The sequence below is a fragment of the Lederbergia sp. NSJ-179 genome (genome assembly GCF_022867885.1).
Lineage (GTDB): Bacteria > Bacillota > Bacilli > Bacillales > Bacillaceae_C > Lederbergia.
In genome coordinates, this window is the sequence record NZ_JALIFP010000012.1 from 38,893 (window position 1) to 63,196 (window position 24,304).

21 protein-coding genes, 1 tRNA gene and 2 pseudogenes are annotated in these 24,304 nt (G+C 39.0%); 11 read left to right on the forward strand and 13 right to left on the reverse strand.

Annotated elements, in window-relative coordinates; translation table 11 throughout:
• Nucleotides 1-8 precede the first annotated feature (8 nt).
• Entirely contained in the window at nt 9-581 is a 573-nt protein-coding gene (locus MUB24_RS11040) for a biotin transporter BioY (RefSeq protein ID WP_244703971.1), read from the reverse strand.
• Between the two features lie 399 nt (nt 582-980).
• Complete coding sequence (locus tag MUB24_RS11045) at nt 981-1,400, reverse strand: DUF6157 family protein (RefSeq protein ID WP_244703973.1); 420 nt, start codon at nt 1,398-1,400, stop codon at nt 981-983.
• Between the two features lie 310 nt (nt 1,401-1,710).
• On the opposite strand from MUB24_RS11045, the gene MUB24_RS11050 reads away from it, so the two are divergent.
• Together MUB24_RS11050 and MUB24_RS11055 are read left to right on the forward strand one after the other, a co-directional pair.
• Nucleotides 1,711-2,682: a nuclease-related domain-containing protein gene (locus tag MUB24_RS11050; RefSeq protein WP_244703975.1), complete on the forward strand. Its 972-nt coding sequence runs from the start codon at nt 1,711-1,713 to the stop codon at nt 2,680-2,682.
• 1,158 nt (nt 2,683-3,840) lie between these two features.
• Nucleotides 3,841-4,458, forward strand: coding sequence for a YitT family protein (locus tag MUB24_RS11055; RefSeq protein WP_244703977.1), 618 nt, complete (start codon nt 3,841-3,843; stop codon nt 4,456-4,458).
• Nucleotides 4,459-4,606: 148 nt separating this feature from the next.
• Here MUB24_RS11055 and cysC read toward each other — a convergent pair whose 3' ends face one another.
• The 5 genes from cysC to MUB24_RS11080 are packed head-to-tail and all read right to left on the reverse strand — an operon-like array spanning nt 4,607 to nt 8,428.
• Nucleotides 4,607-5,206 (reverse strand): adenylyl-sulfate kinase, encoded by a 600-nt coding sequence (gene cysC / locus MUB24_RS11060; RefSeq protein WP_244703979.1) that lies wholly within the window; start codon nt 5,204-5,206, stop codon nt 4,607-4,609.
• A 12-nt stretch (nt 5,207-5,218) separates the two neighbouring features.
• Nucleotides 5,219-6,367, reverse strand: a complete 1,149-nt coding sequence (gene sat, locus MUB24_RS11065; RefSeq protein WP_244704104.1) for a sulfate adenylyltransferase — start codon at nt 6,365-6,367, stop codon at nt 5,219-5,221.
• A 33-nt stretch (nt 6,368-6,400) separates the two neighbouring features.
• Complete coding sequence (locus tag MUB24_RS11070; RefSeq protein WP_280516956.1) at nt 6,401-7,111, reverse strand: phosphoadenylyl-sulfate reductase; 711 nt, start codon at nt 7,109-7,111, stop codon at nt 6,401-6,403.
• Between the two features lie 4 nt (nt 7,112-7,115).
• Nucleotides 7,116-7,676 (reverse strand): histidine phosphatase family protein, encoded by a 561-nt coding sequence (locus MUB24_RS11075; RefSeq protein ID WP_244703981.1) that lies wholly within the window; start codon nt 7,674-7,676, stop codon nt 7,116-7,118.
• Nucleotides 7,658-8,428 (reverse strand): phosphosulfolactate synthase, encoded by a 771-nt coding sequence (locus tag MUB24_RS11080; RefSeq protein WP_244703983.1) that lies wholly within the window; start codon nt 8,426-8,428, stop codon nt 7,658-7,660. Before MUB24_RS11080 ends, MUB24_RS11075 begins: the two co-directional genes overlap by 19 nt.
• Nucleotides 8,429-8,688: 260 nt before the next feature.
• On the opposite strand from MUB24_RS11080, the gene MUB24_RS11085 reads away from it, so the two are divergent.
• The 4 genes and pseudogenes from MUB24_RS11085 to MUB24_RS11100 all read left to right on the forward strand — a co-directional run.
• Nucleotides 8,689-9,933 carry an MFS transporter gene (locus MUB24_RS11085; RefSeq protein WP_244703985.1) on the forward strand — a complete coding sequence of 415 codons (1,245 nt, stop codon included), beginning with the start codon at nt 8,689-8,691 and terminating at the stop codon, nt 9,931-9,933.
• Nucleotides 9,934-9,947: 14 nt separating this feature from the next.
• On the forward strand, nt 9,948-10,235 hold the full coding sequence (locus tag MUB24_RS11090; RefSeq protein WP_244703987.1) for a hypothetical protein: 288 nt from the start codon (nt 9,948-9,950) through the stop codon (nt 10,233-10,235).
• A gap of 202 nt (nt 10,236-10,437) precedes the next feature.
• Nucleotides 10,438-11,202 carry a sulfite exporter TauE/SafE family protein gene (locus MUB24_RS11095; protein WP_244703989.1) on the forward strand — a complete coding sequence of 255 codons (765 nt, stop codon included), beginning with the start codon at nt 10,438-10,440 and terminating at the stop codon, nt 11,200-11,202.
• Between the two features lie 114 nt (nt 11,203-11,316).
• Nucleotides 11,317-11,454, forward strand: a pseudogene (locus tag MUB24_RS11100) (aldo/keto reductase); the annotation flags it as partial.
• Nucleotides 11,455-11,521: 67 nt separating this feature from the next.
• On the opposite strand, the gene MUB24_RS11105 reads toward MUB24_RS11100, so the two are convergent.
• Together MUB24_RS11105 and MUB24_RS11110 are read right to left on the reverse strand one after the other, a co-directional pair.
• Complete coding sequence (locus MUB24_RS11105; RefSeq protein ID WP_244704108.1) at nt 11,522-12,379, reverse strand: ABC transporter ATP-binding protein; 858 nt, start codon at nt 12,377-12,379, stop codon at nt 11,522-11,524.
• Between the two features lie 270 nt (nt 12,380-12,649).
• A complete protein-coding gene (locus MUB24_RS11110; RefSeq protein WP_244703991.1) occupies nt 12,650-13,606 on the reverse strand; it encodes an iron-hydroxamate ABC transporter substrate-binding protein in 957 nt (318 codons plus the stop codon).
• A gap of 113 nt (nt 13,607-13,719) precedes the next feature.
• Here MUB24_RS11110 and MUB24_RS11115 point away from each other — a divergent pair, with 113 nt between their 5' ends.
• The 3 genes from MUB24_RS11115 to MUB24_RS11125 are packed head-to-tail and all read left to right on the forward strand — an operon-like array spanning nt 13,720 to nt 16,792.
• Nucleotides 13,720-14,733: a FecCD family ABC transporter permease gene (locus MUB24_RS11115; RefSeq protein ID WP_244703992.1), complete on the forward strand. Its 1,014-nt coding sequence runs from the start codon at nt 13,720-13,722 to the stop codon at nt 14,731-14,733.
• The gene (locus tag MUB24_RS11120; RefSeq protein ID WP_396426740.1) at nt 14,733-15,755 is read left to right on the forward strand and encodes a FecCD family ABC transporter permease; all 1,023 of its coding nucleotides are present in this window, start codon (nt 14,733-14,735) and stop codon (nt 15,753-15,755) included. Before MUB24_RS11115 ends, MUB24_RS11120 begins: the two co-directional genes overlap by 1 nt.
• A 17-nt stretch (nt 15,756-15,772) precedes the next feature.
• The gene (locus tag MUB24_RS11125) at nt 15,773-16,792 is read left to right on the forward strand and encodes an NAD(P)/FAD-dependent oxidoreductase (protein WP_244703994.1); all 1,020 of its coding nucleotides are present in this window, start codon (nt 15,773-15,775) and stop codon (nt 16,790-16,792) included.
• A gap of 135 nt (nt 16,793-16,927) precedes the next feature.
• Here the strand turns inward: MUB24_RS11125 and MUB24_RS11130 are convergent, their stop codons facing one another.
• A complete protein-coding gene (locus tag MUB24_RS11130; RefSeq protein WP_244703996.1) occupies nt 16,928-18,112 on the reverse strand; it encodes a Gfo/Idh/MocA family protein in 1,185 nt (394 codons plus the stop codon).
• Between the two features lie 323 nt (nt 18,113-18,435).
• Here MUB24_RS11130 and MUB24_RS11135 point away from each other — a divergent pair.
• Nucleotides 18,436-18,588, forward strand: a pseudogene (locus MUB24_RS11135) (SDR family oxidoreductase); the annotation flags it as partial.
• 344 nt (nt 18,589-18,932) lie between these two features.
• Here the strand turns inward: MUB24_RS11135 and MUB24_RS11140 are convergent.
• Genes MUB24_RS11140 through MUB24_RS11150 form a run of 3 tightly spaced genes read right to left on the reverse strand, consistent with a single transcriptional unit; the run spans nt 18,933 to nt 23,615 of the window.
• The gene (locus tag MUB24_RS11140; RefSeq protein ID WP_244703998.1) at nt 18,933-20,834 is read right to left on the reverse strand and encodes a PTS fructose transporter subunit IIABC; all 1,902 of its coding nucleotides are present in this window, start codon (nt 20,832-20,834) and stop codon (nt 18,933-18,935) included.
• 34 nt (nt 20,835-20,868) lie between these two features.
• Nucleotides 20,869-21,738, reverse strand: a complete 870-nt coding sequence (locus MUB24_RS11145; protein WP_244704000.1) for a ketose-bisphosphate aldolase — start codon at nt 21,736-21,738, stop codon at nt 20,869-20,871.
• Nucleotides 21,739-21,758: 20 nt separating this feature from the next.
• The gene (locus MUB24_RS11150) at nt 21,759-23,615 is read right to left on the reverse strand and encodes a BglG family transcription antiterminator (RefSeq protein ID WP_244704002.1); all 1,857 of its coding nucleotides are present in this window, start codon (nt 23,613-23,615) and stop codon (nt 21,759-21,761) included.
• Nucleotides 23,616-24,159: 544 nt separating this feature from the next.
• On the opposite strand from MUB24_RS11150, the gene MUB24_RS11155 reads away from it, so the two are divergent.
• Nucleotides 24,160-24,232, forward strand: a tRNA-Lys gene (locus tag MUB24_RS11155).
• The last annotated feature ends 72 nt before the right edge of the window (nt 24,233-24,304 follow it).

Here is a 24,304-nt window from a genome sequence, read left to right on the forward strand (position 1 = left end):
TGATCTCCTTATGAAGCTGATTCATACGTACTTTTTTGTTTGTTGGAATCCTGCTTAATGAAATATTTTCTTAGTTTATAGACTAAATAAGAAGCAAAAATGGCTTTCATGATATCTCCGGGAATCGTGACTAAACTGATTTTAATGGTTTGCAAAAGTGGTAGCTTCATCAAGAATGCTTGCACGGGTATACCTGTTACATAAACGAAAAAAACTCCCACGGTTAAATTCATAAATAATATATGCTTTATCGTTAATGTACGAAAAAGTGTAAAGATATAGCTGATACAGAAAGCAGTGATGGGGTATCCGATTAAATAGCCAGCTGAAGGTCCCACGAATACCCCTAGACCTCCACGACCACCTGATAAAATCGGCATTCCAACCGCAACAATGAATAAGAACAGCATTTGGCTGAGCGCTGCTAGTTTTGGCTTTAGTATTCCTCCCACTAGTAAAACCCCCATTGTTTGCAAGGTTACCGGGACAGGTGAAAAGGCGAACATAATAGGGGGAAATAACCCAAGAACCCCCATGATCGCAGCAAATAAAGCGATATACATCATTTCCTTTGTCTTCATTCATGTTTCTCCTTACTTGTATTCCCGGGATGATATGGTTATTTTAAAGGGGAAACGGAATATATGTCAACTAATTAATAATATTGGTTGACATATATTTGTTTATATAGAAAAACAGTGAATACACAGATAAAGGAGGCTAGTAGAAAAAGAGTAAAAAGAAAATCTAAACGTTATAGAAAATTGAACAATGTGAATGCATTCAGAGTCCGTTTTCAAAAAGCGCCTTTACCCTTTGTTCCTCTTGAGCATATAATTTGGACCATTCCTCCGTCCATGGGAGTATTTTCGTTTTTCGCATGCAAGCTCCTTCCATTCAATTAAAGCGGGCCTCCTTCAAACCCAATCGGACATCCATCCGGTTTGAATTTTACTTTATACTGAACATATCTCGATTCTTCAAATTCCATTTTCCTTCCGCCTTCTTTTCGAACGCATCCCTTTTAATTTCTTCACCTTGTCACTATGTAAAAATTGCTGATACTCTTCACTGTTCACACCATAGACGGCGATTTTCCCTTCTTGATCATAGTGAATACCCCATCCATATTTTTTTACTAATGGGGACGCCCTGAAACAGGCCTTCGGTTTGGCGAAAAACTGTTCGCGCAGCTCATCGAGATTGCTTGCTTCAATCTGATTTTTGATCAAATACGTTTTAAATTGGACATCATCCTGCGAATATGTATAAGGATTATTTTTGATTAAATCATATTCAATCGAGGCAATCGTTGGTTTGTTGTTTCTTGGGACAGGCACAATCGCCTCGGTAACATCGGAATCCTCAGAAATGGTAATAAACGTATTTTTATAACTCATAAACATCCTCCTCGTAAAAATTATCCTGTCAAATCCCAGGCTACTTTATCGATAGTTAGCTTTCCTATAAACTTACCGGATATTATTTTCATCCATAAGCTTGCTTTTCCTTTGCCTACCATACTAATATAGCTTTTCATTGAAGTAAAAACTTCTATTATGATTGTACAAAAGTGGCTCCCTCATTGGTATAACTAGGCAGTTTTTTTACTTATTTTATTAAAAATATCCCATATCTATCTCGAAAAGAATGGCCCTACTTTTTACCATGCATACAAATTACTTGTAAATTCTCAGGAATTTTCATAGGATGAAAGAGATCAAGAATAATTTCTTAGAAAGGTTGTGGGAAATGGTTATCAAGCCGTATCAAGTACCACCATTATTAGAGTTGCTCCGATGTTTAAACCAACGCTTTGAACTACCCCCTGATGAAAGGCAACAGTATATCAACCTTGAAAAAGGCCATGAGGGGGAACAAAAATTTTCTGTGCTTCTTGAAAATCTAACCAACGATTGTCTCATTTTACACAGCTTACTCCTTAAATGTAATAACACTCTCTTTCAGATTGATGCTTTACTCATTTTTGAAAATATGATTTATCTTGTGGATGTAAAATATTATGAAGGCGATTTTTATATCGATTCAGACAATTGGTACACCCTGTCCAAAAAAGAAGTTCATAATCCGGTTCTTCAATTAAACCGCTGTGTCTCCTTATTTCGGCGCCTCCTTCAAAAATACGGCGTGACCCTTCCTGTAAAAGGATACGCCCTCTTTAATCATCCCGAATTCACTTTGTACCATGCGGCTCCCGAGTTACCCATTATACTCCCAACCCAAATCAACCGTTTCATGAAACAACTTCATAAGATATCATCGAAAACGAATAATAAGCACATGCAGCTTGCGCAGAAACTATTATCGGATCATAGAGATGAATCCCCTTACACGCATTTACCTGCATACTCTTATGAGCAAGTGAAAAAAGGGATTGTATGTGCATCCTGTCATTCTCTCTTAACTTCTTTAATTGGTAGTCGGGTTATATGTAATGGCTGCGGAAAGGAAGAGAAAGTAGATGATGCTGTATTAAGAAGTATCAAAGAATTTATGATGCTTTTTCCAGACAGGAGAATCACCACGAACGCCATTCTGGAATGGTGTAAGATAGTTAAGTCGAGAAATACCGTAAGGAGAATTCTAGGAAAATACTTTACCATAAAAGGGCATGGAAATTACGCGTACTATGTGAATTCTGATCAAAAGGATGATGAATAAGCCCATTTCTTAAATCTTATTTGTTTTGGATCTACGTTTTGTCTGGTCCTTCGCGATTTCGTAGATCCAACCCCACTTTGGATCTATGTTTTTGCTGGACCTTCGTGATTTTGTAGATCCAACCCCACTTTAGATCTATGTTTTTGCTGGACCTTCGTGATTTCGTAGATCCAAAACCTCTTGGATCTACCTTTTTGTAGTTCCTTCGCCTTTTCGTAGATCCAAACACACTTTGGAGCTACGTTTTCGCCGGGCCTTTGTGATTTTGTAGATCCAAACGCACTTTGGATCTATGTTTTTGCTGGACCTTCGTGATTTTGTAGATCCAACCCCACCTTGGAGCTACGTTTTCGCCGGACCTTCGCGATTTCGTAGATCCAACCCCACCTTGGATCTACGTTTTCGCCGGGCCTTTGTGATTTTGTAGATCCAAACGCACTTTGGATCTATGTTTTTGCTGGACCTTCGTGATTTTGTAGATCCAACCCCACCTTGGATCTACGTTTTCGCCGGGCCTTCGCGATTTCGTAGATCCACACGCACTTTGGATCTATATTTTTACTGATCATTCGTTTTTTCGTAGATCCAAAACCTCTTGGATCTACCTTTTTGTAGTTCCTTCGCCTTTTCGTAGATCCAAACACACTTTGGAGCTACGTTTTCGCCGGGCCTTTGTGATTTCGTAGATCCAACCCCACCTTGGAGCTACGTTTTCGCCGGACCTTCGCGATTTCGTAGATCCAACCCCACCTTGGATCTACGTTTTCGCCGGGCCTTTGTGATTTTGTAGATCCAAACGCACTTTGGATCTATGTTTTTGCTGGACCTTCGTGATTTCGTAGATCCAACCCCACCTTGGATCTACGTTTTCGCCGGACCTTCGCGATTTCGTAGATCCAACCCCACCTTGGAGCTACGTTTTTACTGATCCTTCTCTTTTTCGCACATCCAAACACCTCTTGCCTCCTTTCCCCCATCCTACTTTACATCCATACCATAATATCGTTAAAATTGGTTCACCCCATGATAGGGAAAATTTAAAAAAGAAGTTCTTATTATATTTTTAGCCCATTTCTCATAGAATGGACAAGGAAGGTTATTCTTGAGGGGGAAAAAGAACGTGGATATTGTTCATTTGATGGAGCCTTTTTATTACCGATGAAAAAAACACTAATGACTTATTCGGTTTTACTAATTGGAGCTTTCTTACAAGGTTTTGGCATGTCCTTATTTTTGTTTCCACACTCTATTCCTTCTGGTGGGGCGGCGGGTTTAGCGATCTTGATGAATCATTGGTTTGATTTTTCATTAGGTTTTTCCTTGTGGCTTGCAAATGCTGCTTTTTTATTATTTGCTTTAAAATATTTTGGCTATACTTGGACGTTTCGAACCATCATCTCGGTTGCGACCACCTCTATGACCGTTTCGTTTCTAACCTCTCAAGTTGTAATTCCCCATGTAAATATATATTTGGATATTTTGGGAGGGAGTGTTTTTTTTGGAATTGGGGTCGGATTATTGATTCGGTTTGGTGCTTCAAGTGGTGGAATGGTCATTCCCGCGCTTATGATTGCTAGCTATAAAAATTGGAGCCCTGGAAAGGTCATGATGGGCATCAACCTATTCATTTTTTTATTTAACTCTCTTGTCATTGACTATAAAATTGTCGTGTATGCGATCATTTGCCAATTCTTCTCGACCAATATCATTGATTTTGTGCAGGAGTTCAAGCTTCCAAAAATCAATCTATTAACGCCAAATTGGAGAAAAAGATAGGATAACCTTGGTCTAATATCCTCTAACCTTTTCACCACCTCTTGAAGGTACTATCGGGGTGATTGCTCACTAGACACAATAATGTTTGTTTCCATGCTGAAAGAGAATTGCCTTCCTTGCCAATTCTCTTTCAGTCACTTCTTAAACCTTATAAGATCTGCTTCTCTTTAAAATAAGAAAATATTTTTTCAACCGATTGTTGAATGGTTATTTGATCGGTGTTAATCGTGATTTCCGGATCATCGGGAGTTTCATATGGAGAAGATATTCCTGTAAAATCCGCAATTTTCCCATTTCTCGCTTTTTGATATAAGCCTTTAGGGTCGCGTTTTTCACATATTTGAATGGGGCAATGTAAATAAACTTCAATAAACTCTTCGGGTTCAAGCATATTTCTGACAATCTCCCTGTCTTCACGGAAGGGAGAAATAAATGCGGTCGAAACAATTTGACCGCTGTCTACAAATAGTTTCGCTACTTCTCCAATTCTACGAATATTTTCCTTTCGATCCTCAACCCGAAAACCTAAATCTCGGTTGAGGCCGTGTCGTATATTATCCCCATCTAATACATAGCTGCTAACACCAAGTTGAAATAATTTATAGTCAACGGCATTGGCTAACGTCGATTTCCCTGACCCCGATAATCCGGTAAACCAAAGTACACAACTTTTATGACCATTCAAGACATGACGATTTTCCTTTGTGACTGTTGAATGATGCCATGTAATGTGATTAGTCGCTTCCATTTCCTACACCCTTTAGCTTTTTATATAGAGTTCCTGCATCCCTTGAATCAAAATGGCGACTACTTCAGGACGGCTGAATTCTTTTGGCGGTTGTTTCCCGTTTTTTAATAGCTCTCTTACTTTTGTACCCGATAAAATAACCCGATCCTCCAGATTATGGGGGCATGTTTTTTCCGATGCCATGTTTTCACATTTTCTGCAGTAAAAGCTATGTTCAAAAAATAAAGGTGTAATCCCCAATTCTTCTTCTTTAAAAGAACTGAATATTTTTTGCGAATCATATGTTCCATAATAATCGCCAACCCCGGCATGATCTCTGCCGACAATAAAATGAGTACAACCAAAATTCTTTCGTACGATGGCATGAAAAATAGCTTCTCTTGGACCTGCATAACGCATAGCTGCCGGAAAAACAGACAAGAATACCCGATCTTTCGGATAATAATGTTCGAGTAGCACCTGATAGCTTTTCATGCGGATATCACTTGGGATATCATCTGCTTTCGTTTCCCCTACAAGAGGATTCAAAAAAAGACCATCCACATTTTCTAATGCTGTTTTTTGAATATATTCATGCGCCCGATGAACCGGATTTCGAGTTTGGAAACCGACCACCGTTTTCCAGCCTAATTCTTTAAATTTGGCTCTTGTTTCAATCGGATCTAAATAAAACGTTTCAAATTTATCTTTTTCCGGCCTTTTTATAAGGGTAATGGGACCTCCTAAATAAAAATCAGGACGGTTGAACAGCTTATTAACACCTGGGTGAGCCATTTCCGTTGTTTTATAGACCATTTCGGCTTCAAACCTTTTGTCAGAAGCGTAGATCTCCTCGATTTCCATGCATCCATAAACGGTTCCGTTATGAGTAAGATTGACCGTTTCCCCCTCTTTAAGTTCCATCGCTTTCTGTTTGTCGACTTGTAATGTAATTGGGATTGACCAAGGAAGCCCGGATGACAGTCTCATATTTTGAACGACAGAGTCATAATCTGCTTTTCCCATAAAGCCTTTAAGCGGACTATAGCCTCCATTTGCCAGTAATTCTAAATCGCTTAATTCTACATTATCCAGTTCGACATCATTAAGGAATAAATCATTCCCTAACGCAGGATTGATTCGATTCACTAATTTTCCGCCATGTGGTACACTAATCACTATTTTTTCCCCTCCACTTCTTTACCTAAAAACATTTTATTTCAAGTGAAGCCCGCATTCCGTTTTAGAGTGTCCCACCCATCTACCTGCACGAGAGTCCCCCATCTCAGAAACAGGTACCGTGCATGGTGCACAGCCGATACTTGGATAGCCTTTATCATGTAGTGGATTATATGGCAGCTTGTTTACATGAATATAGGTTAAAACATCTTCCCATGTCCAATGAATAAGCGGACAAATTTTTATGTTATGGAATTTTTCGTCTTTATTAATTAATTGGGTATGACGGCGCAGAGGTGACTGATCCCTCCTTAGCCCGGAAATCCAGGCTTTTGCATCCTTTAATCCTTCCCTAAGGGGTAATACCTTTCGAATGTGACAACAAAGATTTGGATTATGGCGCCATAATTCTTCCCCTTGCCGTTTGGCCTGCTCCTCTAGAGATACCTTTGGCTTCATCATTTTGATGTTCAATGAAGGATAACGCTTCTTTACTTTTTCAATTAATTCATAGGTCTCCGGAAAATGGAGACCGGTATCCAAGAAAAGAATGGTTGCCTTTTTATTCACCTTATAAATTAAATCAATTAATACGATCCCCTCTGCTCCAAAGCTGCAGGCATAAACAATCTCATCTCCATATTCATGAAAAGCCCATTTCAATACCTCTAAAAAATCTGGCTGTTGCTCCATCAAGTCAGCAATCTTTTGTTCATCCCAATTTTCATACGTTAACATCTCCGTCAATGATCTAGCCCCCCGTCTCTATCTTTCTTTCTTCAGAATGAATGGATAAAGTGACACATTCATTGTTTTTGAGGATGATTTTATTCATATGGTTGATATGACCGAACATGGAATAGGAGATCACCGCTCGAATCCAGGCCCCGTGACCAAAGACTAAAATATTGTTGAACTCCTTATATTTTTCTAAAAACGAAACGATTCTTTCTTCGAAACGATTCATGCTTTCTCCCAACATTAATTCTTTAGGGTGATGGATCCATTGGTTCCCAAATTTTTCATGAAGTTTTTTCTTTGGAAGTCCTTCAAAGCGCCCAAAATCTAATTCATCTAGTAATTCTTCTGTCTCCCACTTGTAACCGTAGATCTGTGCCGTTTGCTGGGTTCTTGTTAATGTACTTGCTAGCACACAATCAAATGGAGAAAGTTCCTTAAGGAGCCGTTGATTATTAGCCATTCCCTTTTGAACATCCTCTGTAATGGGAGAGATGCCAATATCTCTTCTGCCTTGCAGCCATGTTTTCTTATTCCATTCTGTTGGGAGATGTCTTATAAAAGTAGCTCGCATTTGCGTTCTCCTAAATAAAACGTTTCACTCCTAAGACCGCAGCGCTGAGCTTCTAACACTAAAACATCACTTAGCTTTACATTTCCTACATTAACGTTCGGACCCATTTCTTTTATAAAATACATTTGCTGTTTGGGAATAGGTGCTTCAAAAATGACTTTGTTTTGATCGACATCTTTCATTACTTCATGTATCAAATCAGCTTTAATGTTGCCCCCTTTTTCATAGATCCCGGCGGTGCCTGAATCTCTTCCCTCTGTAATGACATAATCACACCCTGCTTCAAGGAATACCTTGATTTCTTCCTTCCATTCGGAAATAGGCATTTCCTTATTGGCATCCTTTGATCCGACCTCTGCAATGACGTGGAAATCCTTTTTAAGTTGAGAAATCATAGTAAGACGTTCATCAAGTGGAATATCTAAGGTCCCATTCGAAACTTCGATCCATTCAATGCCTAAATCTTGTAAATACGCTTGATATTCCGGAATTTTATCTTGGTCATAGCATTTTTCAAATAAAGTTCCTCCGAAATAAGGCTTTACACCATATTCCTTATACATGGCTACCTTTTGCTTAATGTTTGGCGTTACATAAGCAGAGCCAATTCCCATTTTGGCGATATCAATGATATGGCTGTAATCGGAGAGGATATTTTCTAATTCTCTTATTGGTGTTCCCAAGTCGATAACCGACGTTAAACCATATGTTCTTATACCAGATGTTCTTTTAGGTAAGGTTAAAAAATCCATCGGGACGCCTCCTCTATTTTTGATGAAGGTAAAGGGGCTCCAAAGCAGAAAAATCATTTAAAATGGCTTTGATCTAATGACGAACCCCTTTGAACAACCAGAAAATAATGATGGTCCATATGTAGGATAGATTATTCAAACATTAGGCGAATGTGTAAATAATCTCCCTTTCTCAAAGAATTAGGCTATTGCCTAGTATAAAGTGGACTTCACTACAAACAATAATAGGACTCTATTCCACTGTGAGGGGTGTTTGATCATTGCAAAAGCAAAAAAATAAAGGCTTGGCCATTTTCGCAATCGGTTCAATCCCGCTTATTCTTGTTCTGGGTAATTCTATGTTGATTCCTATCCTGCCGAAAATGAAAACAGAACTGGACGTTTCTCAATTTAAAGTCAGCCTAGTCATTTCCGTTTTTTCGATTGCAGCAGCGATATCCATTCCTGTTCTGGGGTATTTATCCGATCGTTTTTCCCGAAAAGCGATTATCATCCCCGCCCTTATTTTATACGGAAGCGGCGGACTTTTAGCTGGTGTTGCAGCAGGTTGGTTTTCCAATGCTTATATGTGGATTATGGCTGGCAGGCTTTTACAAGGAATTGGAGCTGCTGGGACGGCACCGATAGCGATGGCGTTAACAGGAGATTTATTTAAAGGGGGCGAACAGAGCCGGGTTTTAGGTTTAGTCGAAGCCTCTAATGGTTTCGGAAAGGTCATTAGCCCGATTCTTGGGTCTCTTCTAGCCATTCTCTTCTGGTATGCGGCTTTTTTTGCCTTTCCGATTTTTTGTCTTATTTCGATTTTGTTAACGATATTTTTTGTAAAGGAGAAAAAGGCGGAAAAAGAACCACCACCCATTGGTCAATACGCGAAGGGGCTTGTTTCCGTTTTTAAAACGGAAGGACGGTGGCTATTTGCTACTTATTTAACAGGTGCTGTCTGTTTATTTACTTTATTCGGCATCCTCTTTTATATTTCAGATATTCTCGAAAAAGATCATAATATTAACGGGGTTCTGAAAGGATGCATATTAGCCATTCCCCTTTTGATTATGACGATTACCTCTTATATTACGGGAAGTAAAATCGGAAAAAAGATGAGACGGATGAAAACATTGATTATACTTGGGCTGTTGCTCATGACCATTTCCTTTGCAACGCTGGTTTTCTTTAGGAATCTTATCCCCTTTTTTTCGGTCCTTGGCATCAGCAGCATTGGTACTGGACTCGTTCTTCCATGTATAAATAGCTTTATTACAGGTTCAGTCCCTTCAGCCCGTAGAGGATTTGTTACATCCCTATACGGATCTGTCCGATTTTTAGGTGTTGCGATTGGACCGCCTATTTTTAGCACTTTGATGGAATGGTCCAGAACAGGAATGTTCTTAACAACTGCCGGTTTAACTCTGTTTGTTGGATTACTCTGTCTTGTTCTTATCCATGTGAATAAAAAAGAGCCATCAGATGATCGTGACACGTTATTTGATAAAGTACAGTTTACGTAAAGGAGTAGAACGAATTGGAAATTTATTTCTCCCCTGAGGTGATAACCCCTCAATTTCAAGTATTAAATGTCGTAAATTCTGCTAATAAAGCTGTTGGGAATGTAGCGCTTTTATTCGATGAAAAAAAGCTCTACGTTTATGGAATTTTAGAGGAAGAAGGAGTTGGAGAGGATTTTAAAGATTTAGTCACTCCTTATTTAAAAGGATTAGCGAAGGCAAAATCGGACCTAGTTATTTTCTCCTGCCTGTATGTTGGGTGTAAAAAAATTCAGCTGAATCAGGAAGAAAACAATCAAAGCTAACCATTTGCTTGAAATTTAAACCAGAATTTGGAAAGATTAAATTTGTTAAGGGATAGACACCGTTTCGGGATCTGTCCCTTTTTTATATTAAGTAACAAGACCAATGACCATTACATAAAATTAAAAAGAGTTTTAACTCTAGGTATCACAGAGGTTGACTCTGTAAAGGTAAAAATAAAAGAAAGTCTGGAGCGTGTGCCCAATGAGTATCGGGATTATTATAATGGGGCTCTTGATTGGTTTTATGGTCGGACTAACCGGTGTAGGGGGTGCAGCATTGTTAACACCCATTTTAATTTTATTAGGGATCAATCCATCTATTGCTGTAGGCACAGATTTGGTATACAATTCCATCACAAAATTTTTTGGTTCTTTGCAGCATTGGCGACAGAAGACGATAAATTTTACCTTAGTGAAATACCTTGCCATCGGAAGTATACCAAGTGCGATTTGTGCCGTTGGACTCCTCCACCTATTTGATTCTTTTTTTGGCAATCAAGAGCAAGTGATTAAACATGCATTAGGGTATGTTTTAATTTTAGTCGCCTTGGGGACACTTATCAAAACATTCGGAAAGGGAAAAATTGAATTTAATCGCCTGCAAATGAAGCCTTTGCAGGAAAAAAAGACCTTAACGATTGCCATTGGGGCCATTTTAGGTTTTATGGTCGGACTGACATCGATTGGAGCCGGTTCGTTGTTCGCTTTAGTCATGCTTCATCTATACAGGTTAAAGACTTCAGAGTTGGTGGGAACCGATATTTGTCATGCATTTTTATTAGTCACCGCAGCTGGAATCATGCATGCCGGGATTGGAAATGTAGATTACCTGTTAACATTTAATCTTTTATTCGGCTCGATACCAGGTGTAATCTTGGGAAGCACCTTATCATCCAAATTGCCCGTAAAACCTTTAAGAGCAATCATGGCGTTAATGATTTTATTTAGCGGATTCAAATTAATTTAGAAAATGGTATTACTTAGCGGTAAATGCAGGATACTAAGGCGCGTGCGACGTACAAGACGTAGTAATTCAGGCGACGTCGCTGCCCTAGCCCGCCGACAGGACGTCGCGAACTTGTCCGCTGCACGCCAAGTGGAGAATATATCCATTTTTGATTTTTCCCTAGAGGAATCGGAAATGGAACTGATTGCCACATTAACCCGTCCTGACGGGTGGTTGAGTGATCAAGATCCTGCGACAGATGAGGAATACTAGGATTCTTTTGATAAAGGAAAAGGCGATTTGGGAATGAATCGCCTTTTCTCATAATCGTATACCCGCCCTATTCCGCCACCGCTTTCCTCCCCGATTGGCTGTAAGAAGCTGCCTTTTGTTGATTGACATTCGCAAACACACAGCGGCCTTTTCCGTAGGGAATACACATTGGGGTTCCAAAGATGGGGTCGCAGGCGATATTGCATTTCATGTCAAAAACGCTTTTCACTAATTCACTTGTGATAATCTCCTCCGGTTTTCCTTGGGCAAAAATCTTTTTATCCTTTAAAGCAATGATATGATGAGCATATCTACTCGCTAAATTCAAATCATGCAATACCATAATAATCGTTCTATTTTCCTTTTCATTTAGCTCAAACAGTAGGTCGAGAACCTCGACTTGATGAGTCATATCTAAATAGGTGGTTGGTTCATCCAATAAGATCATATCTGTTGCTTGGGCCAATGTTAAGGCAATCCATGCACGCTGGCGCTGTCCACCCGATAGTGAATCCACGTGCCGATCTGCTAATGGGAGCATGTTCGTGGATTTGAGTGCATGTTGAACCGCCTCTTCATCCTTTTGTGACCATTGCTTCATCCAGTCACGATAGGGATGTCTTCCTTGCTTTACTAGTTCATACACCGTTAATCCATCAGGTGTGACTGGGCCTTGTGGCAAAACGGCCATTTTTTTGGCCACATCCTTCGCCCTTAATTTTGCCATATTTTTCCCATTAAAATAAACATGGCCATGCTTTGGTTTAAGCAAACGAGCAAGAGAACGTAATAAAGTGGATTTCCCACAACCATTTGGACCAATGAATACGGTAATTTCCCCTTTTGGTATTTCTATATTTAATTCATCAATGATGATGGTATCTCCAAACCCGAGCGTTAACTGATTCGCTGTTAAAGTTTGCAATAAAATCGCTCCCCTATAACCTGAAATAGCCTCATTCAAGGTATACTCTCATTTTATTTGCCTAATCCTTTGCTGTCAATGAAAATTATTATCAACTAGTTACCGTTTTCCTTCAAAAAAATATAATTGCAAGCACAACTAAATTTTCTCGTTTCAATGGACATGGACGCCACTCTACATTGGCCAAACTCCAAATCTTAAAGGTATCCATTTCCACTCTACATTTACTGTTAAAAATGCTGTCCCCTCTATGAAGAGACAGCATTTCCATTACTTCACCAACGTATTTAGAATAGAATCAATCGTTTTCTTTGAGGCGATTAATCCCTTATTTGTCCAACTGTCTGCTTCATTAAGTACATACACCTGTCCGTTTTTCACTGCTGGGATACTGTTCCAAACCTTGCTATTTTTTAAGGTTTCTATTCCCTCTTCTTCTTCTGCTGCTAATAAAAATATATGATCGGCATCTAGCTCAGACAGTTTTTCAAGTGCGATTGGTTCCCATTGAGGGGCAGCCTCACCTAACTCTTCCACAAGCGATGGATAGTTGATGCCTAATTCAGAATAGATGACCTCTGCACTGTGACGGTCTTTTTCGAATAAAAAATACTTTCCACCAATCACCCATACAGCAGCGACTGTTTCATCCCCAATCGCTTCCTTTAATTGAACCTTTGCGTCTGCTACCTTTTCTTCATAGTCGTGTAAAGCTTGCTTAGCTTCCTCTTCTTTTCCGAGCAACTGACCGAAAATGTCTAGTTGTTTACGCCAATCTCCTGTTGTTTCCTCATCCATCACATACGTTGGGGCAATTTTTCTATAGTCCTCATATGTTCCTTCATAGCTATCTAAATTGTTTTCTAAAATGATCAAATCGGGCTCGAAGCTAAGTATCTGTTCAAGTGGGAGCGTCCATTCGATTTTTGGTACATCTTTAAGATCCTCCTCTAGATGCGTTTGAACGCTTGTCCCAATGGCCCATTTTGCCACCGGGGTTGCACCAAGAGATAATAAAGCATCTTCATGAAATGGCGCAATTATTTTCTTAGCCCCTAATGGAATTGTGACCTCTCCCATTTTAGAATCAAGTGTTATTTCTGTATCGTTTTCCACGGGCTTCTCTGGCTCTGCTGGAGATTTGGTACCTCCACAACCCGCTAATAATAATAACAAAATCGTGAACAGGCTAAAAAAATGTAGGCGTTTTTTAAATATTTCATTCATCTTGACTTCCCCTTTATGCTATAATAACACTCGAAAACAATGATAATCATTTTCAATTACAAAGTCAATCACTATTATTCCGTTTTGGAAATATACAGAAACAGGGGAGAAGTATGCGTTCCATCATTCATTCTTCAAGTATAGTAAAAGTCACCATCAACATCATCGCGACGATCGCGATCATTTTTTCAATGGGTTTATCGATTTCTTATGGGTCAACCGATATTGATCTTGGAACGGTATGGCAAGCCGTTTTTCATTTTAATCCAGAGCTCACTTCTCATCAGGTGATTCAAGAATTACGTTTCCCCCGCGCTCTGTCCGCAGCTTTGGTGGGTGCTTTCCTCGCTGTATCAGGAGCGATCATGCAGGGGATGACTCGAAATCCACTTGCCTCACCATCGATTATGGGGGTTTCAGATGGAGCCGCTTTTGCACTTGTGATGATGCTTGCCTTTTTTCCTGCGATCTCCCATTTCGGATTAACATTTGGTTCATTTGTTGGTGCAGGTCTAGCCGTAACATTAATCTTTATGATTGGCTCCTTATCAGGAAACGGATTAACCCCTGTGAAGCTGGCCTTAGCAGGAGTGGCACTTGGAACAATGCTGCGTTCCATCTCTTCCATAATCTCTTTACATTTTCAGTTGGAAAAGGAAATAGGATTTTGGCTTGCTGGAGGGCTTGATGGAACAAGCTGGACATCGGTACAGATCCTGCTTATTTCGGGAATAGTCGGATTAGTGGTTGCCTTGTCCATTTCAAAATCAATGACAGTCCTTAGTTTGGGAGAAGATATCTCAACAGGATTAGGTCAAAATAATATGTTGATCAAAATATTAGGCATTGTTGCTGTATTCATCTTGACCGGTGCTGCTGTTTCTGTTGCTGGTGCAATCGGCTTTGTAGGACTGATTGTTCCTCATATTATCCGCTTTATGATGGGCTCGGATTATCGGTGGATTATTCCCTCCTCTGTCCTATTCGGTGCGCTTTTGCTCCTATTGTCTGATCTTGTCTCAAGAATCGTGAATGCACCATTTGAAACTCCTGTAGGAGCCATTACGTCGCTGATCGGGGTTCCCTTCTTCCTTTATTTAGCAAGAAACAGCGGAGGTGAGAAATAGTGAATCCATCCCAGGCAAAAAAGCAAAAAAACTTTTGGATCCTCTTCACTCTTTTTATTGTACTCATTTTTATCATGATTTTTACTAGCTTAAGTATAGGTGTTATCCAAATTTCACCCAAGGAAGTGATCAATACCCTTTTAAATAATGGAACAGCGAAACAGGAACTCGTTTTATTTGATTTCCGATTACCTGGAATTGTTTTAGCCTTACTTATAGGGGCAGGTTTAGCTGTGTCTGGAGTTATTTTGCAGGGAATAACGCAAAACGAGCTAGCTGATCCAGGCATCTTAGGTATAAATACGGGTGCTGGACTAACAGTCGTGTTGTTTATCTATTTTTTCCGAGAACTGCTACCCGCATCGCATCCAGTATCTATGTTTATCATGCCCTTCGCTGCATTCATTGGAGCCATTTTCGCAGCAGTCCTTATTTATCTATTAGCATGGAAAAGAGGAGTCAGTCCCATTCGTCTGGTTTTGGTTGGGATTGGTGTGAATGCCGCATTTAGTGCTTTGCTTACGATCTTACAACTGAGGATGGATCCCCAAGATTACAGACAAGTAACCGTATGGTTATCGGGTGATATTTGGAATGCCAATTGGTTTTTCGTGCTTGCCTTATTACCGTGGATGCTTTTGTTAATTCCTGTTGCTTTTCATAAAGCAAAAACATTAAATGTATTTACTTTAGGTGATGATGTAGCTTCTGGACTAGGAGAAAATGCTGAAAAGGAAAGGAGGATATTATTGCTTGTGGCTGTCGCCCTAGCAGGAGCAGCAGTGGCGGCTGGAGGAGCCATTGCCTTCCTTGGATTAGTCGTTCCACATATCGCAAGAAAAATCATCGGTCCGTTGCATCAATATATTATTCCCCTCTCGACACTTATTGGGGCATTGCTATTAATGGTAGCCGATATGATCGGAAAAAATATGTTAACACCCACTACTATTCCTGCTGGGATCATTGTATCAATTATAAGTGCACCGTATTTTATCTATTTATTGATAAAAATTAAGTAACGACTGGAGGAGTTCTCATGCCAAAGCAAAATGAAATATTTGATGTTACCATTATCGGTGGTGGACCTGTTGGATTATTTACTGCATTTTATAGTGGAATGCGGGAGATGAAAACAAAGATTATTGAATTTTTACCCAACCTTGGCGGTAAGGTTTCCTCTTTCTATCCCAATAAAATGATTCGTGATATCGGTGGAATTCCTCATCTATCTGGAGACGAATTAACGGCCAATCTTATTGAACAAGCTACGACGTTTGATCCCACCATTGTATTGGGTGAACAAGTGGTTGAAATGCAAAGGCATCCGGACGGTTATTTCACGCTAACGAGCAGCAATGGGGCTCGTCATTTTACCAAAACGATTATTTTAGCGACCGGATTCGGAACACTAAAATTTGTTGAATTAGATCTTCCAAATGCAAAGGAGTTTGAAGGAACAAGTCTACATTATTCAATCAGCCAGCTAGATCGGTTTAAAGGGAAGCATGTCCTTATCTCTGGGGGAGGGAACGCAGCGATTGATTGGGCCAATGAACTGGAGCCTATCGCTAAACAGGTTACGCTTATTTATCGTAAATCGTCTTTTAAAGGAATCGAAAGCAATGTGACCAAAATGATGGATTCAAATGTAAATATTCTGGCCCCTTATGAGATACAAGCGCTGAAAGGGAACAATGGACAACTATCCAGTATCATGGTTCACAATCTAACTCACTCTTTTTCTGAAGAAATGGAAGTCGATCATCTCATTGTGAATCACGGATTTCATATCGATCTGGGCCCGATAGCAGAGTGGGGCATGAAAATGGACAATGGAACGATTTTAGTGGACCGCTGCATGTCTACTTCGATTCCAGGGATATTTGCTGTAGGAGATATCGCAAACTACGAAAATAAATTAGCTTTGATAGCTGGTGGGTTTAACGAAGGCCCCATTGCTGTAAATAGCGCAAAAGTTTACATATATCCCAAGGATCCTTTAACACATTTATACTCTACTCATTATGATCCTTTAACCAAAGAAGATAAGCATTGATAAGGTCGCCACGATGATAGACTCGCATCCTGCGAGCTCTCGGTGCTAGGTGCTAAATGCCAAATTTTATACGTTCTTATCCTGAAGAAAAGGCGATTTAGAATGAATCGCCTTTTCTTCATGGTTGATCATGCCCTAGTCCACCACCACTTCCCTCCCCCGCTGGCTCCATTCAACATCCAAGTCAGACGGTAGGCACCAATTTTCATAGCATTCCATCAAGACTTCGCTTAAGCCTTCAACCGAAAGTAGTTTTTCCTTTTCATTGTAGTGGATGAGAACTTCAGGAAAAACTTGTGCCTCTGGTACGGATTGATGCATCGCTTGAATCGCCTTGGCATGTGGTGTTGCGGCCTCGATTCCACACAGGATGTCATCATCTCCCCGCAGAATCGCTTGCACACATACTGCTAATTTTGCCATTGTATGAGCAGGATCTTCATATTTCGTCTTTCTCCCATCCTCCCAAAGCGCAATGATATCGCTTGGACTTTCATTCTGATGAAAACAGATGGTAGCCCTTTCAAATTCTATTACATATTGCGGGCCATTCGCTTCATCTACTGCATGTGACGCATAATAATAGATATCCACATTTGATCGGGTTTTTATCTTCACGGCACATGTATCAAATGTCTCAATATCATTGGCTTTATACAGTTCAGCCGTTAAATCGGCGATTTGCGCACTTTGACTAATGGAATCACCGTTCAAATAAAGAAGATGATGCAAATGGTGAGCTGTCGCATTATTCGCGATACTATCAAAAATCATTTCACCATTCGAACTGTACTTTTTCCCAGCCCATGCCGACCGGTTATAATAATCCTTTGTTCGCGGCCATAATGTCAGACTTTTGCACCTTTTGATTTTTCCAAATTTCCCCGCTAAAATATCTCGCTTTAATTTTTGGACAGAATCAGTGAAAGACCAATTAAATCCTATCGCTAAAAATTTCCCAGTTTTCTCTGAAGTCTCCTTCATTTTTTCAATATCCTCCGGATCACTCGCCATCGGCTTTTCACACAGAACATGGCTTCCATGATTCATCGCCAAACAAGAATGCTCCCTATGTAAATGAATCGGTGTAGATATAATCGCAAGATCTGCTTGATGTTCTTGATAAAATGTTTGTAAAGATGCGTAGATCGGAATCTTTCGCTTCACTAGTTCTTGATAATATTGCGATCTTTCAGGCGCAATATCAACAACGCCTACTAGCTTGATGAATTTATTTCCTTCCTGCAAAATCTCTCGTAAATAACTATGACCATATCCACTTGCTCCAGCTAACACAACCGAAATCTTTTTCATTGTCATAATCTCCCTCCCTCCCTTCCTTTTAGTTTACTATAAAAAGTGGACAAGTTGCCAAATATGAATTTTTGTAATGTATAAAAGAGTTTGGGAGTACCCGTATCAGGAGACACTCCCAAACATCAAGGCGGCCCCTTAAACAAGTGGATAATATGGTTCATACCGGGGATTTGTATAATAGGGTGGCCTTTTCGCAATGACTGGCATTAGCCAGTTATGTTGGAGGTAGTCCATTCTTACCTATTCATCCGATTGATTCACTAATAGCCATTTTATGCTAGGACTGAATGTTGCCCGCAATGATGTTCAAGTTTGTTGTGGATGAAACGATTCGTACATTCGGCAAACTAGATTTGCTCTGTAACCATGTAGGAATCCAGTTTCAACAAAATAATTTACTTGATATTACAGATGAACAGTTTGATAAAACGTTTAAAGTAAATATTTACTCTCATTTTTATATAACGAAAGCAGCCTTATGTTTCATCATCCATAGTATGACGAGCAGGCCTTCCATATCCCGGAGGGGCTTCAACCTTTTTTATCATAACTTTCTTTAATGGCAAAAAAATAATCCCTCAAGATTGATGATCTTAAGGGATATTTTCCAAATCCGCAATTCCCTTTGGAGGGTGTTGCTTTTCTTTAAAAGGTAAGAAAGAAAAATTGGCTAATGTTTGGATCTAGCTCCAGCGCCTAGCCCCTCGAGGTCAAATAACCCTGAACCTATGAAGGGAAAGATCGCCCTTCCTAGGTTCAGGAACATTTGCTTGTCGGGGCTGAACAAGGCGCTTGCGCTTTTCTTATTAACTCATTCAATCTTTTAAATAATACTACTCATTTGTTTAGCACTGTTTCTTTCTTTCTCAGATAGAGGTTTTTTCATAAAACCAATCATTAAGCAAGTGATGAACGAGCCCAGAAGTATACATCCAATATAAAGTAATGGTTTATTACAGGCAATCGGGATAACAAAAATGCCACCATGAGGAGCCTGTAATGAAATATCCATTGCCATACACAATGCCCCACCTACTGCAGCCCCGATTATATTTGCAGGAATGATCCTTAATGGATCAGCAGCAGCAAAAGGGATCGCCCCTTCCGTAATAAAGCTTGCTCCTAATACATAGCTTGCTTTTCCTGCTTCTGCTTCTTGATTAGTAAATCTGTTTTTAAAAATGGTTGTAGCTAGTGCAATTCCAAGTGGAGGTACCATTCCGCCAACCATTAAAGCAGCTGATGGTTCAAAAATATTTGCAGCAAACATTGCTAAACCAAAGGCAGATGCTGTTTTATTAATAGGTCCGCCCATATCAGAGGCCATCATTCCAGCTAATAATGCCCCAAGAATAGCTGCACTAATTCCAGTAAGACTTTTTAACCAGTCTTCCAAAAATTCATTTAGCATGGACATTGGCGTATTTAATACAAAGAACATGAATGCACCAACAATAAGCGTACTTAGTAATGGAACAATGAGAACAGAAACTAAACCTTGAAAGGACTTTGGTATTTTAGCCATCGATTGACCAATATACTTCGCGGCAAAACCGCCAACAAATCCGGCTATCATTCCGCCAAGGAAGCCAGAACCACCTATGCTGGCCATCATACCACCAATCATTGCCGGGGCTAATCCTTGTTTGTCTGCAATACTATAGCCAATAAATCCAGCTAATATTGGAACCATTAATGCAAAAGCTGCTTCGCCACCGACTTGATTAAAGAAATCAGCGATAACATTATATTGATCACTCTTAGGATCTGCCGCATAAATACCGAACATAAAGGAAATTGCAATAAAAATTCCTCCGACAACGACGAATGGAATCATATACGAAACCCCACTCATAATATGCTTATAGAAATTCAATCCTGTTTTTTCCTCTGACTCCGGCTTGTCTTCTATCGCTGGCTCATCACCATTATTTTCTTTTATATTATAGGACAAGGCTTGATCAATTAATTGATCCGCATGACTGATTGCCTTTTTTACGGGGACATCAATATATCGTTTATCTCCAAAAATAGAGGTATCCACTCGCACATCATGAGCTATAACAATGGCATCTGCCTTCTGGACATCTGCTGTAGTTAGCTTATTCTCAGGACCATTGGCACCATTGGTTTGAATTTTGACCTTCATACCTCTTTTTTCGGCCGCCTCTTTCAAAGACTCCGCAGCCATATAAGTGTGTGCGATCCCAGTCATACATGAAGTAATGCCGATTAAATACTTTCCAGAAGCAGATTCGTCATTAGAATCTGCTTCTGTTAATTTTTCTTGTTCTTCAATGGCTGTCATAATCTCACTTTCTGATGTGGCTACGAGCAGCTTTGCTCGAAATGTTTCACTCATTAAAAATGTCGATAGTTTTGACAAGAGAGATAAATGTTCATTTGATGCATTTTCAGGAGCTGCAATCATAAAGATTAAATGGGTATGTTGACCGCCGTAATCTATTCCTTGAAGTGTTCGCCCCATTATAATAGTGGGTTTGATGACCGATTTATTTTTTGCATGAGGAATCGCTACCCCATAACCCACTGCAGTTGAAATTTCACTTTCCCTCTTATAAATTCCTTCTTTGAACATTTCAGGGTCATTTATAAGCTGGTTCTCATCTAACTTATTTATTAACTCATCAATGACAGCCGATTGATTATCTCCTCTAAGATTCAAAATTATATTATCATGGGTTAAAATATCGGTGAGTTTCATCTTTTTCCCTCCAATCAACGTTTGAACGTCTCAGTTATTTAAAATAGAGGCTCGCATGATTTGTCGAGTTAAATAAGTCCATTTTCCGTTTCACTACTTCTTTTGCTGCATTACGAGCACTTGGCATAATGACATCTGGCTCGTATGCTCCCGGATTATCCGTCAAAAAACGTCGCATTTCCTGGAAGAAAGCACTTTTCATATCTGTTGATAAATTAATTTTTGCTACCCCATGAAGATAAGTTTGTGAAATCTCCTCATCTTTATTATCACTTCCACCATGAAGAACAAGAGGAATTCCGACGTTTTGATTAATTTCAGCAAGCAAATCCAATTTTAACTCTGGTTTCCCAGCATGCTTATATTGTCCATGTGATGTTCCAATCGCGACGGCTAACGTATCTATGCCTGTTTCTTCAACAAACCTTTTTGCATCATTTACATCTGTATATAAGATTTTATCTGCGCCACCTTCAGAGCTTCCTTCATTTGAACCAATCGTTCCTAACTCAGCTTCAACCGAAACATTCACGTCATGTGCGATTTTAACAACTTCCTTCGTGATCGATATATTATCCTCAAATGAAGCATGGGAGGCATCAATCATAACGGAAGTATAACCATTTCGAATTGCTCTCATTACATCCTTTATAGATGCACCATGATCCAAGTGAATAGCCATAGGAACTTTTGTATTTCTACATTTTTCTCGAACATAGGCAATAAATTCATCTCCAACTAATTCAATCTCATTCGGATGAATTTGAATGATAGCAGGTGCATTTTTTTCCTCGGCAGATTCAATCACAACTCTGACAAATTCACTATTTGCCACGTTAAAGGAACCTACTGCAAATTTATTTTTGTATGCTACTTCCAATAGATCTTTCATATTCATTAACATATTTATCGCTCCTCGTTGTTTTATATTTGATTCCATGTTTCTCTAAATTCTTTTTCACTTACTGCATGAACAAGTTTTCTTACATTTTTAATACTTTTTGTTTTTTGAAAGACTTCAGTAAATGTGTACTCATTTCGTTCAATATCTGAGGAGGGAATGTAAATAATGATGAGCTGAACAAGTTCATCCCCCCATCTTATCGCTTTATTATTAATCCCAATAATCACCGTCTCTTTATACTCCTTCATCTCTAAATACGGATGAGGGATTGCCACTAAATTCCCAATAGACGTATAAGATATCCTCTCTCTTCTCATAGTAGGTTCATAAAAATGCTCCTGGTTATTGAGTGATAGCAGATGGCGAATAGCTTCCTCAGGGCTATTTTCATGAATCCAATAAATAGACGCCTGCTCAATAATTGAATTTTGTGCTTCAAGAAAGAACCTTATTTTTTTAATATCGCTGCTTTGGAAGCCGCTTTGGATTGCAATAAAATCTGCTGTGGTTTGGGGTGTAAACGATAAATTTATTCCAATGTATAGATAGGAAGGGTCAAAAACATAGTCCGTTGAACACTTTTCTATTCTACAAATTTCAAGTTCATCAAAATACGTTGCTATTTTAGAAGCAAGCAGCTTTGTTCGCTCATAGCTTCTACTATAGAGAATGATTGTCTTTATTTTCCTTTTATCCTTTGAGTCAAGAATAACTTGAATATGATAGGCTAAATAAGCAATTTCACTATCCTGAATTTCCACAAGAAACGCTTTCTCGATTTGCAAAGCGATATTAGAAGCGATACTAAATGAAAAGAAATATTGTGACTTCGCTTCTTTTACAAACGGATTATAAATAAGCAAATTATGTGAAGCAGGGTAGATAATTCGATAAATGTGATTGGATATGTTATTTCTAAAACGTTGTTTAGAATGAACAGGTACATGATAGGTTTGTTCTACTTGAAGCAAAATGGCTTCAATTTTACTGATAATTTTTGGATCCTTATTTTCTATGATCGATCCATTCAAACCTAGCTGTAACGATATTAAATAATTGGTTAAAAAAATGGCTTCCTCATCCGTCATCTTGACATAATCGCCTAACTGAGATCGAAAGGCTTCTTCAACCTCAAACTCTTTAAAACCCGCTAAATTAGTTAGTTCTGCATCCTCAATGCTAACTAGAGCGTGATGATTAATTTGATGAATAATGATAATTAATTGGGCCGTAATTTTTTTATATACCTGAAATTCTAAATTCAGTTTGAATCTTATATTGATTTCATCCACCATTTCAAAAACGTTTTCAATCACTTCCGCATCTACCCATGAGCGAAAAGCTTTTACGACAAAATCCTTATACACTTCCTTCTTTATAGAGATGGATGTAAAGAATCTTTCCAATAAAATTCTTTTTTGCATTTCTGTACCGATTAATTTAATGCCTTTAAATACCTTTGCATCTATCACAACATCAATACCTAAATTCTGAATATCCATTGTCAGCTTCTGAATCCGACTTCGAATTGTCTGGGGTGAATAAAAAAATTTGTCAGCAATTTCATCGTAAGTCGTATAGTTGTTTTTATTCATTAAGAACTGAATAATTTGAAACTCGAGAAATGCTTCTTCTAACTCTTTTTCATTAGCGTCTACCCTTTCTTGAACAATTGCACGATTGTCAACCGTGCTAATCGCATATCCCTGAGATGATGAGGTGATGACAACGTCACTAGAGCTATCGTTAATTTCCTTCACATAGTTTCTAATTGTACGATCCGTCACACCCAATATTTCAGCTAGTGTTGTAGCGGATACATAGTCCCCGTTTTGATTGAATAGAAAGTCAATTAATTGATTATGTTTTTTATGCAAACCAACCACAACCTTTCTATGTCTTTATTTTAAAAGACAGCAATGGGAAGTGCTATACCAGTATAATTTCCTATCCATAGGAAAATTAGTTTTCTAAAATCTTTTAGTTTTTTATCGGATATTAATGAGATAAATGGAAATGACTGACTTGCCCCATTGAAGGAGGAAAGAGTGGTTTTTACTTAAGTTGTAGTCAGTTCTTTATTGTCCTCGCGTAATTGTTCCCCTCGCCCATTTAATAGGTTCTGTCATTTTTTATTCGTGTTTTGCGGTATTCGTTTAGTTTTCTATCATTGATTTTCTGATATATTTTCTCCCATTTTGTATCTTCTTATGTATTGCATTTCTATTTTGCTCTAAATTCAGGATTCGTTATAGTTCCCCTTTCACTTCCCCATCAGTTTGAAATGGTAGTCTATCGTGTGTCAAACACTATACAAAGGATTAACATGAGCAAGGAACCGAACATGTTTAGTAATATACGGTAAAAGCAAAAAAATTATTGCATTTATAACGATATTGCGTTATTATAATATAGTCGAAAGGGGTATTAGCTCAGTTGGTAGAGCAGTTGACTCTTAATCATCAGGTCGTAGGTTCGATCCCTACATGCCCCATCATTAATTTTAAAGCCTAGTATGAGAATCTCATACTAGGCTTTTTCATGTACTTGGCATGCGCCGTTCTTT

Bases quoted from the DNA above. Each gene is read 5' to 3' on its own strand.
- MUB24_RS11045 (WP_244703973.1), bottom strand. From the start codon at position 1,400: ATGAGTTATAAAAATACGTTTATTACCATTTCTGAGGATTCCGATGTT.
- MUB24_RS11050 (WP_244703975.1), top strand. From the start codon at position 1,711: ATGAAAGAGATCAAGAATAATTTCTTAGAAAGGTTGTGGGAAATGGTT.
- MUB24_RS11040 (WP_244703971.1), bottom strand. From the start codon at position 581: ATGAAGACAAAGGAAATGATGTATATCGCTTTATTTGCTGCGATCATG.
- MUB24_RS11075 (WP_244703981.1), bottom strand. From the start codon at position 7,676: ATGCGAGCTACTTTTATAAGACATCTCCCAACAGAATGGAATAAGAAA.
- cysC (WP_244703979.1), bottom strand. From the start codon at position 5,206: ATGGAAGCGACTAATCACATTACATGGCATCATTCAACAGTCACAAAG.
- MUB24_RS11140 (WP_244703998.1), bottom strand. From the start codon at position 20,834: ATGAAACTCACCGATATTTTAACCCATGATAATATAATTTTGAATCTT.
- MUB24_RS11130 (WP_244703996.1), bottom strand. From the start codon at position 18,112: ATGACAATGAAAAAGATTTCGGTTGTGTTAGCTGGAGCAAGTGGATAT.
- MUB24_RS11055 (WP_244703977.1), top strand. From the start codon at position 3,841: ATGAAAAAAACACTAATGACTTATTCGGTTTTACTAATTGGAGCTTTC.
- MUB24_RS11110 (WP_244703991.1), bottom strand. From the start codon at position 13,606: ATGAATGAAATATTTAAAAAACGCCTACATTTTTTTAGCCTGTTCACG.
- MUB24_RS11145 (WP_244704000.1), bottom strand. From the start codon at position 21,738: ATGTTAATGAATATGAAAGATCTATTGGAAGTAGCATACAAAAATAAA.
- MUB24_RS11095 (WP_244703989.1), top strand. From the start codon at position 10,438: ATGAGTATCGGGATTATTATAATGGGGCTCTTGATTGGTTTTATGGTC.
- MUB24_RS11115 (WP_244703992.1), top strand. From the start codon at position 13,720: ATGCGTTCCATCATTCATTCTTCAAGTATAGTAAAAGTCACCATCAAC.
- MUB24_RS11125 (WP_244703994.1), top strand. From the start codon at position 15,773: ATGCCAAAGCAAAATGAAATATTTGATGTTACCATTATCGGTGGTGGA.
- MUB24_RS11080 (WP_244703983.1), bottom strand. From the start codon at position 8,428: ATGGATTTTTTAACCTTACCTAAAAGAACATCTGGTATAAGAACATAT.